At 58.5% G+C, this 15,293-nt stretch carries 12 protein-coding genes and 4 pseudogenes; 11 read left to right on the top strand and 5 right to left on the bottom strand.

Annotated elements, in window-relative coordinates; translation table 11 throughout:
• Window positions 1–12: 12 nt before the first annotated feature.
• Together BMY06_RS36695 and BMY06_RS36700 are read left to right on the top strand one after the other, a co-directional pair.
• Complete coding sequence (locus tag BMY06_RS36695) at window positions 13–729, top strand: glycosyltransferase family 2 protein (RefSeq protein ID WP_074987729.1); 717 nt, start codon at window positions 13–15, stop codon at window positions 727–729.
• 193 nt (window positions 730–922) lie between these two features.
• Entirely contained in the window at window positions 923–3,625 is a 2,703-nt protein-coding gene (locus BMY06_RS36700; RefSeq protein WP_074987730.1) for an excinuclease ABC subunit UvrA, read from the top strand.
• 146 nt (window positions 3,626–3,771) lie between these two features.
• On the opposite strand, the gene BMY06_RS36705 is transcribed toward BMY06_RS36700, so the two are convergent.
• From BMY06_RS36705 to BMY06_RS36720, 4 genes are all read right to left on the bottom strand, one after another.
• Window positions 3,772–5,043 (bottom strand): phosphatidylserine decarboxylase family protein, encoded by a 1,272-nt coding sequence (locus tag BMY06_RS36705; RefSeq protein WP_074987731.1) that lies wholly within the window; start codon window positions 5,041–5,043, stop codon window positions 3,772–3,774.
• 473 nt (window positions 5,044–5,516) lie between these two features.
• The gene (locus BMY06_RS36715; protein ID WP_161495607.1) at window positions 5,517–7,016 is read right to left on the bottom strand and encodes a putative bifunctional diguanylate cyclase/phosphodiesterase; all 1,500 of its coding nucleotides are present in this window, start codon (window positions 7,014–7,016) and stop codon (window positions 5,517–5,519) included.
• Window positions 7,017–7,605: 589 nt separating this feature from the next.
• Complete coding sequence (locus tag BMY06_RS39320) at window positions 7,606–7,794, bottom strand: hypothetical protein (RefSeq protein WP_080180867.1); 189 nt, start codon at window positions 7,792–7,794, stop codon at window positions 7,606–7,608.
• 676 nt (window positions 7,795–8,470) lie between these two features.
• Window positions 8,471–8,905: a winged helix-turn-helix transcriptional regulator gene (locus tag BMY06_RS36720; protein WP_074987733.1), complete on the bottom strand. Its 435-nt coding sequence runs from the start codon at window positions 8,903–8,905 to the stop codon at window positions 8,471–8,473.
• 109 nt (window positions 8,906–9,014) lie between these two features.
• On the opposite strand from BMY06_RS36720, the gene BMY06_RS36725 reads away from it, so the two are divergent.
• From BMY06_RS36725 to BMY06_RS36740, 5 genes and pseudogenes are all read left to right on the top strand, one after another.
• The gene (locus tag BMY06_RS36725; protein WP_074987734.1) at window positions 9,015–9,632 is read left to right on the top strand and encodes an FMN-dependent NADH-azoreductase; all 618 of its coding nucleotides are present in this window, start codon (window positions 9,015–9,017) and stop codon (window positions 9,630–9,632) included.
• The gene (locus tag BMY06_RS40535; protein ID WP_260696539.1) at window positions 9,629–9,763 is read left to right on the top strand and encodes a hypothetical protein; all 135 of its coding nucleotides are present in this window, start codon (window positions 9,629–9,631) and stop codon (window positions 9,761–9,763) included. The genes BMY06_RS36725 and BMY06_RS40535 overlap by 4 nt, the downstream gene beginning before the upstream one ends.
• Window positions 9,738–10,116 (top strand): annotated as a pseudogene (locus tag BMY06_RS36730) (IS30 family transposase); the annotation flags it as partial. The gene BMY06_RS40535 and the pseudogene BMY06_RS36730, both read left to right, overlap by 26 nt.
• Before the next feature lies 1 nt (window position 10,117).
• Window positions 10,118–10,381, top strand: a pseudogene (locus tag BMY06_RS40540) (amino acid synthesis family protein); the annotation flags it as partial.
• A gap of 89 nt (window positions 10,382–10,470) precedes the next feature.
• Window positions 10,471–11,500 (top strand): annotated as a pseudogene (locus tag BMY06_RS36740) (porin).
• A 424-nt stretch (window positions 11,501–11,924) separates the two neighbouring features.
• Here BMY06_RS36740 and BMY06_RS36745 read toward each other — a convergent pair.
• Window positions 11,925–12,818, bottom strand: coding sequence for a LysR family transcriptional regulator (locus BMY06_RS36745; RefSeq protein ID WP_074987735.1), 894 nt, complete (start codon window positions 12,816–12,818; stop codon window positions 11,925–11,927).
• Between the two features lie 149 nt (window positions 12,819–12,967).
• Here BMY06_RS36745 and BMY06_RS36750 point away from each other — a divergent pair, with 149 nt between their 5' ends.
• The 4 genes and pseudogenes from BMY06_RS36750 to BMY06_RS36765 all read left to right on the top strand — a co-directional run.
• Entirely contained in the window at window positions 12,968–13,279 is a 312-nt protein-coding gene (locus BMY06_RS36750; protein ID WP_074987736.1) for a MoaF-related domain-containing protein, read from the top strand.
• Between the two features lie 20 nt (window positions 13,280–13,299).
• Window positions 13,300–13,767 carry a GlcG/HbpS family heme-binding protein gene (locus BMY06_RS36755; RefSeq protein WP_208490381.1) on the top strand — a complete coding sequence of 156 codons (468 nt, stop codon included), beginning with the start codon at window positions 13,300–13,302 and terminating at the stop codon, window positions 13,765–13,767.
• Window positions 13,764–14,942, top strand: a complete 1,179-nt coding sequence (locus tag BMY06_RS36760; protein ID WP_074987738.1) for an MFS transporter — start codon at window positions 13,764–13,766, stop codon at window positions 14,940–14,942. Before BMY06_RS36755 ends, BMY06_RS36760 begins: the two co-directional genes overlap by 4 nt.
• Before the next feature lie 50 nt (window positions 14,943–14,992).
• Window positions 14,993–15,199 (top strand): annotated as a pseudogene (locus tag BMY06_RS36765) (transposase domain-containing protein); the annotation flags it as partial.
• Window positions 15,200–15,293 lie beyond the last annotated feature (94 nt).

The raw sequence follows: 15,293 nt of genomic DNA on the forward strand, positions 1-15,293 counted from the left end.
CATGGAGTTCGAATGATTGGCCTGATCATTCCCGCGCACAATGAAGAGCGCTATCTGTCGGCGTGTCTCGACGCCGTACGCTGCGCGATGGCGCATCCGTTGCTGGGTGGCGAACCCGTAGAGACGGTCGTGGTGCTCGATGCCTGCACGGACGGTTCCGCGCGGCATGTTATGCAATCCGGCTGCGACGCGCTGATCGTCGAGGCGCGTAATGTCGGCGCGGCGCGCTCTGCCGGCGCCCAGGCGATGATCGCGCGCGGTGCGCGCTGGCTGGCGTTTACTGACGCGGACAGTCGCGTTGCGCCGGAATGGCTGGTTGCACAACTCGCGCTGTGCGCGGAGGGAGCCGATGCGGTATGCGGGTGCGTCAACGTGGACGACTGGAGTATGCATTCTCCCGCATTGGCCACGCACTGGTCTCGGCACTACCGCGATGCTGATGGCCATCGGCATGTACATGGCGCGAATCTTGGGGTCAGCGCGCACGCCTATGTCCGCGCGGGTGGTTTTCCCGCGCTGGCGTGCGGTGAAGATGTCGCATTGGTGGATCTGTTGATCGCCACGGGGGCGAATGTCGCGTGGAGCGCTGCGCCCCGCGTGACCACGAGCGGACGATTCGACGCCCGGGTCAACGGTGGTTTCGGCACGACGCTAGCGGCGTGGGCGAGCCAGTTGAGCGATCGGCAAGATAACAGCGAGGACGACAGCGAACCTTCGATCGCGCTATAAAGGGTATGCCGATGCTGGTTTCTGGCTGCGCGCCGTTCAGGTAACGGCGCGTTCTCGCTCTCGACGTTGTGCGGCGCCGGAGAGCCAGCAGCAAATTGCGGCGCGAATGTGCACGGGGCGGACCGAACCGAATTGCCAAAGGGAGCGTATTTTCCCTCAACCGAAGCTTCAGGCGTCGCGCTCTATACTTGCCATGACGAAATCGCAGGCTTCCTCTGTCACTGAATCGCGCCCTGCGCCCGAGACGCCCCCCGAGTGGAGTGGCTTCGTCCGGGTCCGCGGCGCGCGCGAACATAACCTCAAGAGCGTCGATCTCGATGTCCCGCGCAATGCGCTCGTGGTGTTCACCGGCGTATCCGGTTCCGGCAAGTCGTCGCTTGCGTTCGGCACGTTGTACGCGGAAGCGCAACGGCGCTATTTCGAATCCGTCGCGCCCTACGCGCGGCGCCTGATCGAGCAGGTCGGCGCGCCCGATGTGGACGCCATCGAAGGTCTGCCGCCCGCCGTCGCATTGCAGCAGCAACGCGGCGCGCCGAACGCGCGTTCTTCGGTGGGCAGCGTGACGACGCTGTCGAGCGTCGTCCGCATGATGTATTCGCGCGTGGGCAGCTATCCGCCGAAACAGCCGATGCTGTACGCCGAGGATTTTTCGCCCAATACAGTGCAAGGCGCGTGCACGACCTGTCACGGACTGGGCCGCGTGTACGACGCAACCGAGCGCTCGATGGTCCCCGATGACTCGCTGACGATCCGCGAGCGCGCGATTGCCGCGTGGCCGCCCGCGTGGCACGGGCAGAATCTGCGCGACATCCTCGTTACGCTGGGTTATGACGTCGACACGCCGTGGCGCGATCTGCCCAGGCAGGATCGCGACTGGATCCTGTTCACCGACGAACAACCGACCGTGCCGGTCTATGCGGGATTCACGCCGAAAGAGACGCGCGCCGCGCTCAAGCGCAAGACGGAGCCCAGCTATCAAGGGACGTTCTCCGGCGCGCGTCGCTACGTGCTGCATACTTTCGCGAGTACGCAGAGCGCCTTGATGAAGAAGCGCGTGTCCAAGTACATGATCAGCAGCGTATGCCCCACGTGTAACGGAAAACGCCTGAAGCCGGAGGCGCTTTCGGTGACTTTTGCGGGTCTCGACATTGGCGAACTGTCCCAACTGCCGCTCGCGCGGCTCGCGTCGTTGCTCGAACCCGTGTCGCGCGGCGACTGGCCGTTCGAACAGGCGAAAAAGGTCGGGGCAGCGCTCGACCGCGAGGCGCGCCGCGCAGCAATGAAGCGCCGCGTCGCTGCTGGAGGAGCCAGGCATGGATCCGCGCCGGACATGCGGCGCACGCCCAATCTTTCGGAAGAAAAGCGCGTGGCCGCGCAACGGCTCGCGATCGAATTGCTCGATCGAATCAAGACGCTGATCGATCTGGGTCTGGGATATCTCTCGCTCGACCGAGCCACGCCGACACTCTCTTCGGGCGAGTTGCAGCGACTGAGGCTAGCGACACAACTCTCGTCCCAACTGTTCGGTGTCGTTTATGTGCTCGACGAGCCATCGGCAGGGCTGCATCCGGCCGATGGCGATGCGTTGCTCGAAGCGCTGCAGCGCCTCAAGGCCGCAGGTAATTCGCTGTTCGTCGTCGAACACGATCTCGGCGTGATGCGGCAAGCCGACTGGCTTGTCGATGTCGGGCCGAACGCGGGCGAAGCAGGGGGCGAAGTGGTCTACAGTGGACCGCCGGACGGACTGTCACAGGTGACCAGTTCACATACGCGTCGGTATCTGTCTTCGGACGACGATGCCCGGCAAACGGGTACCGCGTTGCAGCGCCGCGAACCGCGCTGCTGGTTGCGGCTACAGGGCGTCACGCGCAACAATCTTCATCAATTGGACGCAGCTTTTCCGCTCGGCTGCCTGAGCGTCGTGACCGGCATTTCGGGTTCCGGAAAATCGAGCCTCGTGAGCCAGGCACTGCCGGACCTCGTCGCCGGGTATCTGGGTCGCGACGCCGATGCACCCGATGAGGAAGAAGAGGCCGATCCGTTGCTCGCCACCGGGAACGCCACCCCTGAAGGGCGAATTGTCGACGGCATGGAGCGCATTCGTCGGCTGGTGCGTGTCGATCAGAGACCGATCGGCCGTACGCCGCGATCGAATCTCGCCACATACAGCGGAATGTTCGACCATGTCCGCAAGCTGTTTGCGCAGACGCCTGCGGCGCGCAAGTGTCGTTACAGTGCCGGACGATTTTCGTTCAATGTTGCTCAGGGCCGCTGCCCGACCTGCGAGGGTGAAGGCTTCGTGATGGTCGAACTGCTCTTCCTGCCGAGTGTCTACGCTGCCTGTTCGACCTGTCACGGCAGTCGCTACAATCCGCAGACGCTCAAAATCCGCTGGCGCGAACGCACGATCGCTGATGTGCTTGCGATGACGGTGGATCGTGCGTGCGAATTTTTTGCGGGCGAGGCGCAGATCATGCGATCGCTCGACGTACTGCGTGCGATCGGCCTTGGCTATCTGCGACTTGGGCAGCCCGCTACGGAGCTTTCGGGTGGCGAGGCACAGCGCATCAAGCTCGCCACCGAGCTACAGCGCGCGCAGCGCGGTGATACGCTCTATATCCTCGATGAACCGACTACGGGTCTTCATCCGGCCGATACCGATCGACTGATGAAGCAGTTGAACGGCCTTGTCGATGCGGGCAACACGGTCATCCTTGTCGAGCACGACATGCGCGTGGCCGCCGGATGCGACTGGTTGATCGACGTGGGACCGGGCGCGGGCGAGGACGGAGGACGGATTGTGGCCGCGGGCGTGCCAGAAATGGTTGCACGTCAGCAGCGAAGTCGGACCGCGCGCTATCTGCGGGAAGCGCTGGCTTTGAAGGATGCGCCGTGAGGGATGCGTTAGGTTGACCTCACCAACTACAAGCGCTCAGGGCTTTTTGGTGTCCCGCGCTGCGTGTTCAATGTCACCGATGATCTCGTGCGTCCGAGGAGCCTGTGGCGTTGGCTGACTATGCGGTCACGTCCCTGCAAAATTGCCTACGGCCTCGCATGCGCGAGAAGGGAGTTCACTTTCAGTGGTGGTGAGTCATCCCGAAAGGGCGGACCGGGCTCGAACGACCGGATCACTTCTGGTTCAAAGATCAGGCAGTAGGTGCTACCACCATATTGAAAAAAGCCAAGTTCGCTTCCCTTAACCACATGCTGTCCTGGTGTGACGGCGATGCGGCACGACGATACTTCGGCCATACCGACGAACGCGCAAGCGATGTTGCCAAGCGCGGGCTCGTCGGCTTCGATCACGATGATCGCGCGTGCCGCGGTGGCGGTGGTGTAGCCCTGCGAATCGTTCAGTCCGCGTGCATCGGTTCCTTCGCGTTCGAGTTCCGAATAATAAGTGCCATCTACGTTGTACGCTTCGCGAATTGTCCCCGCGACCGGGGCATGCCAACGGTGGTAGTTGAAGGCGCTAAGGTAGCCCTGATAAACGCTGCCGCCGACGAACCGCTCGACCACGTTTCGATCCGTCCCCGCGAGAATTTCGCGTAGCGAATACGGCTGCGCCTTGATCCAGAAGCGATCGTGCAGCTGGCAGTCCTCGCTCACGTCATAAGGCGAAGCTTCGCAGGCGTTGACGATCACGGCGGGATTGGACGGCTCATGGACGGGCCTTGCGTCATCGCGCAAACGCCGCGTGAAAAAGTCGTTCCACGATGCAAATCCCCAATGCTGTTGCGTGCGATCGCAGAGATAATCGGAGAGCTGCATTTTGTGCTGCGCGCGCTCGCTGAACCATCCGTCGGGTTCGGCGGTCGTGAGATGGGTGCGCGAATGCGGACCGCTCAAAAAGCCGCACCAATGTGTGAGGAGCTTGCGCAGTTGTGCATTGAAGGCGGGGTCGCGAAACACCGCGTAGCCCGACGGCATGCACATTGGCCAGTCGAGCACCAGATTGAGTGGCGTGGCGACTGGCACGGTGGCGTTAAACGGCGGTGCGTAGCCCATCAGATAATCGACGATGCAAATCAATTCGTCGAAATTGGCGTAAGCGGTTTCGAAGCCCGCGGCAAGCGCTTCGTCGATTGCTCGCGAGAGATTCATGCGCAGCACGCTATCGCCCTCAACCAGCGCCTGAAGCTCGCGCACGACGCCCGTCATCGGCTCGCTTCGGCCGCGCTCGCGCGCCGCTTGCGCGAGCCTGCGCCGGAATGCCACGGCAGCTTCTTCCTGTTGCGGCATCCAATTGCCAAGCCGGCGCTTGGGCTGCATGCTCGCGCCGCTGGAGCGGCGAATGTCAGGCACTGTGTGCATGGAGTCTCCTGCGACTTCCGTAGGTAAGTCAGAGGCGTGACAAGGCTGGTCGCATTGCGCATGCCTGCCCGAAGAAGCGATGTAGTGCGGCCGGATTGGAAACGGCTCGAAGGCATCGACGCGGAGCGAGGTCCTATGAAGTTTCTCATACTCGGTATCAATACGGCTGTATGAAGGACGACGCTTGCTCGGTATTCGCTGTCATTTCAGTTCGCCGGGCAGGTAGTTGGTCCATTCGTCGGCAGCTTTGCCGGCGCTCACTTCGGCATGCGTGCGGTCTTCTTCGCGACCAGCAGTTTGTTACTGCTCGTCTCGCTCAAAAAAAAAGGCCGCGAATGGCGGCCAAAAGTTCTGCATCGAGCAAGCCTGAGCAGAACCTGAGAGAGATGACTTGCGTCGCGTTTCGGACGTGTGGACGATAGCATTGCCGGTATTGCTACGCGCGTTTCGCCACGGTTCGTAAGACCGGGATGCTATGCCTGCAGCTTGACATTCGCACTTTTTTCGCGCTGCGGATCCGGGACATCGCCGCAGTTCTGGAACAGAGCCGAGACGTCGTTCGGTGGCATCGGTTTACCGAACAGATACCCCTGCGCGAAATCGCAGGGCTGGGTGCAAAGCCACCGAAACACGTCTTCGTCCTCGACACCTTCAGCGGTTGTCTTGATTTGCAGGCTACTCGCAAGTCCCAGGACTGCAGACACAATTTTTTCGTGTCCGGCTATCTTCCAGTCGAGGAACGAGCGGTCGACCTTGATCTTGTCGATCGCAAGGTGAGTCAGGTGATAGATCCCGGAATAGCCGGTCCCGAAATCGTCGAGCGCAACACTTATGCCCCATGACCGCAGCTTCAAAAGGTTGTCCCGGACCACCGAGAGCTTGGATACAAGCGCGTGTTCCGTAATTTCAATTTCCAGCCTGGCCGGCGCAAATCCAAACTCGATAATTTCGTCATACAGCCGGTCTGCGAAACCCGCATCTTCGAGCATCGACGCCGTGACGTTGATTGCAAGTACCAGCTCATCAGGCCATTGCGCCGCGCAGACGATTGACCGTTTTAACAACAGAAACGTCATTTCCGGGATGAGGCCGAGGCGATCGAGGACGGGAACAAATTCCGTCGGCATCTGGAGGCCACGATGAGGACAACGCCAACGGGCCAGGATCTCGAACCCAACGACTATTCGGCCAGGCAGGTTGACGACTGGCTGAAAAAACGGTTCTATCCGGCCTAGTTTCAGCGCAAGTATGAGATCGCTTTCAAACTCGCTATCAGGCTTCTCGGCGTCCTCGTAACTCGGATCATAGAAGTGAAACGTAGCGCGTCCGGCTCTCTTTCCCCGGTACATCGCATGGTCAGCACAATGCATGAGCGTGTCGGGGTGCACGGCATCGATAGGCGCGATACTTATCCCGATGGTCGCACCTACCACGATCTTGTTTGTCAGCGATTCTAGTGGGGTAAAAAGGCTGGTCAGGATACGCTTTGCTAACGCAGAGAGACTCCGCTTGTTATCGTCGTCGACGAGTAACGCGAATTCGTCCCCGCCAATTCGGGCCACACAAGTCTTCGATTGAAGCCCGATATCGCTGAGGCGCTGCGCAACCTCACATAGCACCTTGTCGCCAACCGCATGGCCATGGCTGTCGTTAATGCTTTTGAACCTGTCAAGGTCGATAAGAAAAATGGCAGCAGTGCAAGGCGTCCTCTCTAGCGCGGCAGCTAGTTGCTCATGGAATACGCGCCGATTAAGCAGCCCCGTAAGTGGATCGTGTCTTGCGAGCTCATTGCTTAACGCCTGCTCGCGTCGTAAAGCCAGATATCCGTCTTTCTGGATGCGCAATGACCTACCCAGCCAGATTGAGGGGATGATCAGCGCGATGGCGGCGAATGCCGTTGACGTCAGGATGAAGCGCCACCGCTCGGCGGACTCAAAAGATTGCTCGTAGTCGATGCCAAGCGCATGCATCATCCTAACCTCGAGCTTGAATTCCCAGGCGCAGGATAATGCAAAGACCGTCGCGAGCACCGTCGCAATTAAAATCCCTACGTGTCGGTATATTTTCCGTGGAAGAGGACGCATGCCGGATGAAGCCGTGATTACCTCATCATGTTATCGGCACGCACACGCATCACTGTAGTGCGGAAACTCCGAGTGGTGCCATCTTATGCTCTTCGCGTCCCGACGGCGTCAGTCAAGCCAAGCTCAACGGCGAGGCTTTGTCGACCTCGTCGGCGTGGCGCGCTCGCGATCTCTTCAAAGAAAAAAATGGCCGCTGATATGCGGCCAAAAGTTCTGCGTGGAGCGAGCCAAAACAGAACCTGAGAGACGTAGTTCGCGTCGAAATTAGGACGCGAAAGCGCGTTAAAAAGTGCCGGTTTGCGCCAGCACAAGCCGTGAATCTTCGGGGATGAAACTACGGCGGGGAAAGGGATTCGGTGACGTAACAGTTAACTGAATAGTACAAATTATTGCGTAAGGTATAGCCTCTCAGCTTAAGGGATGCTTAAGAGACGACGTCCATCGTGAAGAAAATTTCGGGAAGGATTGCAAAAAGATGTCACGCTACGAACGCCCGAGTGCGCCCGTAGAGCGGCAAATGCGGCTCCGTTGCAATCAGGATCGGACTGCCGGCGGCGTTCAGTCCTTCTTCCACGGAATCCGCGACGCGGCGGATCAGCGACCCATCATATTCATAGAAGTCGGCATGAAAGCTCGATCCTGCCGTCAATACGTCGGTAGTGTTCATCGATGACGCCGGAGGTATGGATCGCCGGCGCCTATTTGCATCGGAGGGCCCCGGATGGCGAAAGACCGAAGCGGTGAAGAGCAAGAATTGTTCTGCCGCGCCGCGGATAGCCTCCCCATTCGCTGGCGTGTGTCGTCCTTTCGGTCAACTGCACGGGTAGGAGTTGCGCTGGACGGAAAGAGAACGCGACGGACCCGTGGTCCGCAATAAAAGTGACACCTTTGCGATGATAAAAGTGTCGCACCACGGCTGACCCGGCCCGGTGCCAAAAGACTGGCGCTGAGGCGACACGGCCGCGCCTCGCCGCCCTTGGCGAACTTCCGATATCGACCGACTCCGGTCAGACAACTTGCTCCAAACCGGTCAGTCAGCCCAATCCAGATTTTGCAAACTGGAGTGCCACTAAGCGGCCGTTGGCGACCTCACCCAATCGGCCATGAAGCGTCATCGGTCTGCGTCGACGGCGTGACGTCGAGGCGTCCCGTTTGGCTCAGGGAACGGACATCCAAGTCATGCCATGCGACTTTCTTGATCGGCCATGGCCGACTCCTGGTCGGATAGATCGGAAAATGCAGCGCCTGCGCACCCAAGAGAGATCGGCAATGGGACAGGTCCCAGCGCAAGCCGTCAGTTGGATTCGTCGCTGTGTTTGCACAAGCCTACAGCCCAGGCTCGTTTATCGACGCTGGTAGACGACGCCTTGAATCAGGACCTGATCCGGCTCCAGCTCCTCGTCAAAACGTTTATGCGCCTCGGCAATGGCAACTTGATTCTCGCTCGCCCAGTTGACCAACGCCATGACAGGCTTCAACAGCGTTCTTCCCATGTCAGTGAGTTCGTAATCGACACGCGGAGGAATCGTTGGATACATCGTTCGCGTTATCAGTCCGTCGCGTTCCAGTCTGCGCAAGGTCAGTGTCAGCATCCGCTGGGAAATGCCGTCGATGCCACGTTTCAATTCATTGAAGCGTCGCGGACCATTGGCCAACGTAGCGACAATGTAGAGGCTCCACTTGTCGCCGATGCGATCCAGGATTTCGCGGGTTGCCAGGCAGCCGCCAGCGTCAGGTGCAGGCATATCGACGGGTAGCACGATGTGACTAAGTGACATGCGTGTGCCTTCTTGTGGGGAAGCGGTAGGAACCATACCATCCTTCGTATGCATAGGTAAGGCAGAATCAATATCTGACTTAGTTCTTATTTTATACCTAGGAGTCGTCATGAGCCACACCCTGCTTGTTACCTCCAGCCCGCGCGGGACTGACAGCCTGTCCACCCGTTTCGCCACCGAAATCGCCGAAGGCATCCAGACCCGTTCGGGCGGCCCGCTGACCGTGCGCGACCTGACCGCGAATCCGCCGCCGCACATCACGCCGGCCTACATCCAGGGCCGGATCACGTCGCCCGAAGATCGCACGCCGGAACAGGTCGAGGCAGTGAAGGTCGCGCAAGATCTGGTCGACGAGTTGAAGCTCGCCGACGTGATCGTGCTCGGTTCGGGCATGATCAACTTCGGTCCGTCCTCGCAGCTCAAGGCGTGGTTCGATCACGTCACCTGGCCGCGCGTCACCTTCGGCTACGGCGAGACTGGGCCGAAGGGGCTGCTGACCGGCAAAAAGGTCTATCTCGTTACCGCTGCCGGCGGCGTGTTCTCGGAGGGTGCCTGGGCACCGTTCGACTTTCAGACCAACTATCTGCTGCACCTGCTCGGTTTCATCGGCCTGACCGACGTTGAAGTGGTGCGTGTCGAAGGCACGGTGTTGGGTCCCGATGCGGCGAAGGCCGCCGTCGCCAACACCGAAACGGCCATCAAAGCCTTGTTGGCGAAGGCTGCGTGACATCCATGGCCGGGATAAAAACCATTGCGCTGTTCGGTGCGACCGGGCCGACCGGAAGGCACACCATCGAGGAGGCCTTGAAGCGGGGCTACAACCTGTCGGTCTATAAAGGACACCGTATCGATCAGTGAATGCCCCGCGAGCGTTGAAGATCGTGCAGTACCGGGCCACTGGGAAGGTGATCCGCTGTGCGGTAGCGGCAGCAGCCAGATCGCGACGCTCGTCGAGCGCCAGACGCGTTACGTTATGCTGGTCAGGATAGCGAGCAAGGATAGCGAAACGGTCGCCAATGCACTCATCAAACACGCTTCAAAACTGCCGCAGGAGCTCCAAGTCGCTGACATGGGATCGGGGAACAGAGATGGCCGCACACAAACGCTTTACCGTGGCTACCGACATACAGGTCTACTTCTGCGATCCCCAGCATCCATGGCAACGCGGATCAAATGAAAACACGAACGGGCCGTTAAGACAGTACTTCCCTAGCGCTCGCGAACCCACGCCGTCAGTATCTGGCGACAGGGATAGGCAAGGCGGTGCGTAGCTGTTTGCCTGGTGCGTCCTCGATCATGCCGTCCGTCACCAAACGGGGGGCGGCGGGGGCGTGCGTCGACATCCCCCTGCACGGCGTCACGAACATGTGAAGCTTCGACCACTTCGACATGGAATCGCTCTGCGTACCCGACTCGCCCGCACCTGACGAACTGCTGGTTGCCATTGCGCTGGCCGAACGCGGAAGGCCGCTTGCGGAATCAGGCCGGAGTGACGTACGAAGAGACGCCGTGCCATCAGGCATGGCTCGCCCGAAAGGATACTTGCAAACCAGGAAGGAAAAGTCATGCGCAGGGTTAGACGGGGAAGATGCCGTAAGGGGGCCGTGGCGGTGTCGTTGTGCCTGGCAACGGGTGTGGCGCTGGCCCAGTCGTCAGTGTCGCTCTACGGGCTGGCTGATGCGTTTGCCGGGGTGGTACGCACGCCTGGCGCGCAGGGCAACGCGTGGGAGGTCGGGTCGGGGGGATTGTCGACCTCGTATTGGGGATCTCGGGAGCCGAGGATCTGGGCAGTGGCGTGAAGGCGATATTCACGCTCGAGAGCTTTTACCGGATCAACAGGCCAGTCTGGCGCGTTCAACGGACAGTCATTTTTCGGACGCAGGGCGTTCGTCGGGCTGAGCGGGCAATTCGGCCAGTTGACACTCGGGCGCACCGATTCGCTGCTGTTCGTGTCCACGCTCTTGTTCAATCCATTTGGCAATTCGTTCGTCTTCTCGCCGATGGTGGTTCACACGTTTCTGCCTTCCGCAATGGGGGCTGCGTCGGTGCAAAGCGACACTGCGATCGACGACTCGATCGTCTACCAGACTTCGGAGGTTGGAGGCCTTACGGGAAGTCTTCAGTACAGCAATGCCGGCATCGCGGTCCGCGCGGGGCAGGCGAATTATAGCGCCAACCTGCTTCACTTCGCCGGAGCGTTTTCCGCGACGTCCGCGGTCCAGAGCCTGCATACGGCGTCGCTCTTCCTGAACGGCGCGACGCAACAGACGGCGTGGCTCGTTGGGCTGCGTATCGCCTTGAGGCAGTGAAGCTCTTTTTCCAGTACGAGCGGTGACCGACAACAATGAGCTCGCCGACGATACCGTCCAGGCAGGAACCAATGCGCAGGTCGGTACGGGCAGCGTACTGTTGTCCTGGGCGGGCACGTTTCGGCGGCTCGCTCAGGGTCCGGATCTCCGTTGGTCGACAGTGGCGCGCGGCTACGATTATCCCCTCTCGAAACGTACGGAGGTCTATGCGGTATGGCGGTACGACACGATGACCAGCGTGTCGTCTGGCAATAGCCTGGGTATGGGCATCAGGACCCGGTTCTAGCCAGCCTGCTTCCCGAGTTCTGAAGATCGGTGCACCGGCTTTCCGGATTCAGCCCGTGCGTCAATAGAGCGATTTTTTGAGACCGTCCCCAGTTGCGTTGACGAATCGCCCCGAAACAACTGCTGCAGATGGGAATCGCTTGCAGAGATTCGAGACATTCTGGCAGCTCGTTGTCTTGTCGCAGGACCAAGCTGCCAACTCGCGCAACTATAAGGCCCGATGCGGAATTGCTGGAACCAGCACTATGCCTTACGGCTGAATGGTAATGTCAAACGGAGTGATAAGGAATATTAATTAGTTAGGTAAAAGCGAACCTCATAAATCATCCCGCGCATGGGAATCGCCATCGCGCCTATCTGGGTTCAGTTCAAATATTTGGGGAAAATCAAATTAATTCCCTTCATCGCAAAGCGGAGAGCGGCCGTCATGAGGTGCTTACAAACGAATGCGCACTCAAGAAATCTATAAACGCGCGTAGCTTTGGTACGACGTACTTGCTCGACGGCCAAAGAACTGTCAAGGCACGTGGTTGCGTGTCTTCAGCGCCCAGCACCCTTTGCAGCCGCCCGGATTCAAGAGAGTCGCGAACACAGAAGTCCGGAAGGCAAGCGATTCCCCTTCCCCGCGCCGCGAGGAAGGCGAGCGTCTCGATGGCGTTGCAGCTCATGGGCGATCGCAGGTTTTCCAGAATCAGGCTATTCCAGCCATCGACAGGCCACGGCTCGATCTTCCCGGTATTCGGAAACTTATAGAGCAGGCAGCTATGCTGCAACAGGTCCGATGGTTTGTCCGGAATACCTGCTCGGGTCAAATATTGCGGAGATGCCACCAGATATCTCTGGAAAGAGAAAATTTGACGACTCACCAATCTGCTGTCGTCCACATTTCCAATGCGGACAACCGCATCAAAGGCTTCGTCAATCAGGTCTACCTTTCGATCGGAAAAATCAACTTCCAACTCGATATTGGGGAACTCGACCATGAATTCCTCCAGAACCGAATGAAGCAATGTCCCGACTGATGGCAGGCTTACTCTCAGTAGTCCCCTTGGTTCACCCTTGATGTCAGACAGTTCTTCCTCAGCCGCAGACATTTCCGAAATGATCCGCTGGCATCGCTGCAAGAACAGAGCGCCCTCGGCAGTGAGCTTCATGTTTCGCGTATTCCGCTGAAACAGCCTGGTTCCCAGGCGTTCTTCAAGGCGTGAAACACTCTTCCCGACAGCAGAGGCGGAAATGCCGAGTATTCGCCCGGCGTCAACAAAGCTGCACGTTTCTGCCGATTTGACGAAGGCGACGAGTCCCGCGAAATTATCCATCAGTTCTCCGAGGTCGATGAATTCCGGACACTAACGTCCGGTATGAAAGGAGTCAGAGGCCATTTATTCCATCTTACCCGATGTATTACATTGCTACGGGATGGCAATTGCCATTTTCGAAAGCTTTATGTAATAACCTGGAGTGCAAGATGACGAATGTGTTTCCTTATGCTGGTCAAGAGTTCACCGTCAATTACGGCGGAGACCTGGTCTTCAAAAACATTTACTCGGAAGACGGAAAGCACGTCACCGCGGAGTTTCTGGCTGGCGAAATGGCGGGGGCGAAAATGACGGTGCCGTTTAGCTGGCAGGCATTGCCGGATGGCAACTTTCTGCTTTGGTGGCAGGAAGACGACAAGTCCACCATCGTGCACTGCGATAACTTCGAAGCGAAGACGACCAAGACCATCTACACCAAATTCGACGGCAGCTTTTACGTGCTCGATGGCGTCATTTCCTGACCATTAAGGTTTTCGCCAACGTGGTTCAAAGTGCGCGCCCACGGGTCAGTGACAAGTGGGCGCGAAACAGTTACCTGGATGAGACAGAAAAATTGTTCCTTGAAGATATAGCTGATGAAGTCATTGGCCGCGCCTTTAAGGCGGCGGCTAATCTGGACGCAACTATCTGTGTCAGCGTTGTAGACAAGAATGGTCTCCTGTGTGTATTTCGCCGTATGGCTGATGTGATCCCGGGGGCCATCGATGTGGCTTTCAAAAAGGCTCACACCGCGTCCTTGTTCAGATTGGACACGGATGAAATTGGCAAGGTAATGCACCCTGATGGCATCGCGTACACTCTGCAATTCACAAATGGTGGCCTGATCGGCTTTGGCGGTGGCGTTGTTATCTATGACAACACGGCGCATGTGATCGGGGCTGTCGGCGTGTCTGGGGCGACGCCCAGCATCGACAATCAAATCGCCTTGAGCGCCGCGGGGCGTAAATGACCGCTGATCGCAATCAGACTCAATGGTCCGTCACTTCACTGGCTATTACAGCGTTTGCAATTGGCGCGGCAGAGTTCATCGTCGTCGGTGTACTGCCCGCAATTTCGCTTGATCTCCACGTTTCGTTGGCGCGGGCAGGTAGCCTTATTGGAATCTACGCATTCGCATTGGCAATTGGAACGCCGATCACAGTCCTGCTGACTTCGCGGTACGACCGGAAGCCGCTACTCATTGGGTTAGTGCTTGTATTTCTCGCGGGGAATGTCGGTGCAGCGTTGTCGCATGACATTGAAACATTGCTTGTCGCCCGTGTTCTCACGGCGGTCGCACATGGCAGTTTTTTCGCAATCGGTGCTTCGGTCGCGGCGAGGCTGGCCAAACCTGGTCAGGCCAGTCGCGCAATCGCCATGATGTTCGCAGGTCACACGCTGGCAATGGTGGTGGGTGTGCCTCTGGGGACTTATGTGGGTAATTTGTTCGGTTGGAGATTACCGTTCCTCCTGATCGCGGCCGTCGCGTTCATCTCGGCACTTGCAATCGCAAAGTGGCTCCCTTCGGTGTCGACATCCAGGCCAACAAGTGTCGCGAGTCAGTTGATGACAATCCGGAATCCTGCAATCCTTACGATTATGGCGGTTACGATTCTTGGCTTTGGCGCGAGCTTCGCTCCATTTTCGTTTATCACCCCGATACTCGTAAATGTGGCCGGTTTCACAACTACTGGCGCAAACCTGATGCTCGTCGTTTTCGGACTGGCGACTCTATTTGGCAATTCGATTGGCGGGGCAGCGGCGGCCCGTATTGGGTGGTTTAATACGCTCAAGGGCATCTTTGCACTTTTGGCGGTATCGCTTGCGGGCATCGCGTTATTTGTCCACTCCTCCGTGCCACTCGCATGTATGTTGTTCGTTTGGGGAGGGCTCGCGTTTGGGATGTCACCGGCGTGTCAGGCAGCCATGCTCTCGACAGCGGAAGCATTTACGCCTCGCGCGATTGATTTTGCATCCAGTCTCAATATCTCGGCTTTCAATCTCGGAATCACTCTGGGCGAAACAACTGGCGGATTCATGGTCGCCAGGGAACATTTATCGCAGACGCCGCTTCTTGGCATGGTCCTGGTGATCGGTGCAACTGTTCCACTAAATTACCTGGCGAAATTGCACACTCGTTACTGAAGTCTGCTGCTCTCACTGATTTCCCCGACGATATTGACGCGCTGAAGGCAATGGTCGCCGGTTCACTCGAGCAGCTCTCGTCGCGCGCGATCGAAATCGAACATCTGAAGCTGACGATCGCCAAGCCGCGCCGGATGCAGTTCGGCCGAAAATCGGAGAAGCTGGATCGCCAGCTCGAACAGATCGAGTTGCGCCTGGAAGGCCTTCAGGCCGACGACGGTTCGGCCGATATGACGACGACTGCTGCAGTAAAGCGGTAAGCGGCTCGTGCCGGCCGTTATAGACGGTGGCTGAGGGCGACATCAAAGTGATGTCCATCATTTCCGATTTGATGGGCATCACTTTGACACA

Origin of the sequence: Paraburkholderia tropica (genome assembly GCF_900109265.1) — a bacterium.
Lineage (GTDB): Bacteria > Pseudomonadota > Gammaproteobacteria > Burkholderiales > Burkholderiaceae > Paraburkholderia > Paraburkholderia tropica.

Excerpts from the sequence above, each read along its gene's own strand:
- BMY06_RS36695 (WP_074987729.1), top strand. The coding sequence starts at position 13 with ATGATTGGCCTGATCATTCCCGCGCACAATGAAGAGCGCTATCTGTCG.
- BMY06_RS36700 (WP_074987730.1), top strand. The coding sequence starts at position 923 with ATGACGAAATCGCAGGCTTCCTCTGTCACTGAATCGCGCCCTGCGCCC.
- BMY06_RS36705 (WP_074987731.1), bottom strand. The coding sequence starts at position 5,043 with ATGCACACAGTGCCTGACATTCGCCGCTCCAGCGGCGCGAGCATGCAG.
- BMY06_RS36715 (WP_161495607.1), bottom strand. The coding sequence starts at position 7,016 with ATGATGCATGCGCTTGGCATCGACTACGAGCAATCTTTTGAGTCCGCC.
- BMY06_RS39320 (WP_080180867.1), bottom strand. The coding sequence starts at position 7,794 with ATGAACACTACCGACGTATTGACGGCAGGATCGAGCTTTCATGCCGAC.
- BMY06_RS36720 (WP_074987733.1), bottom strand. The coding sequence starts at position 8,905 with ATGTCACTTAGTCACATCGTGCTACCCGTCGATATGCCTGCACCTGAC.
- BMY06_RS36725 (WP_074987734.1), top strand. The coding sequence starts at position 9,015 with ATGAGCCACACCCTGCTTGTTACCTCCAGCCCGCGCGGGACTGACAGC.
- BMY06_RS36745 (WP_074987735.1), bottom strand. The coding sequence starts at position 12,818 with ATGGATAATTTCGCGGGACTCGTCGCCTTCGTCAAATCGGCAGAAACG.
- BMY06_RS36750 (WP_074987736.1), top strand. The coding sequence starts at position 12,968 with ATGACGAATGTGTTTCCTTATGCTGGTCAAGAGTTCACCGTCAATTAC.
- BMY06_RS36760 (WP_074987738.1), top strand. The coding sequence starts at position 13,764 with ATGACCGCTGATCGCAATCAGACTCAATGGTCCGTCACTTCACTGGCT.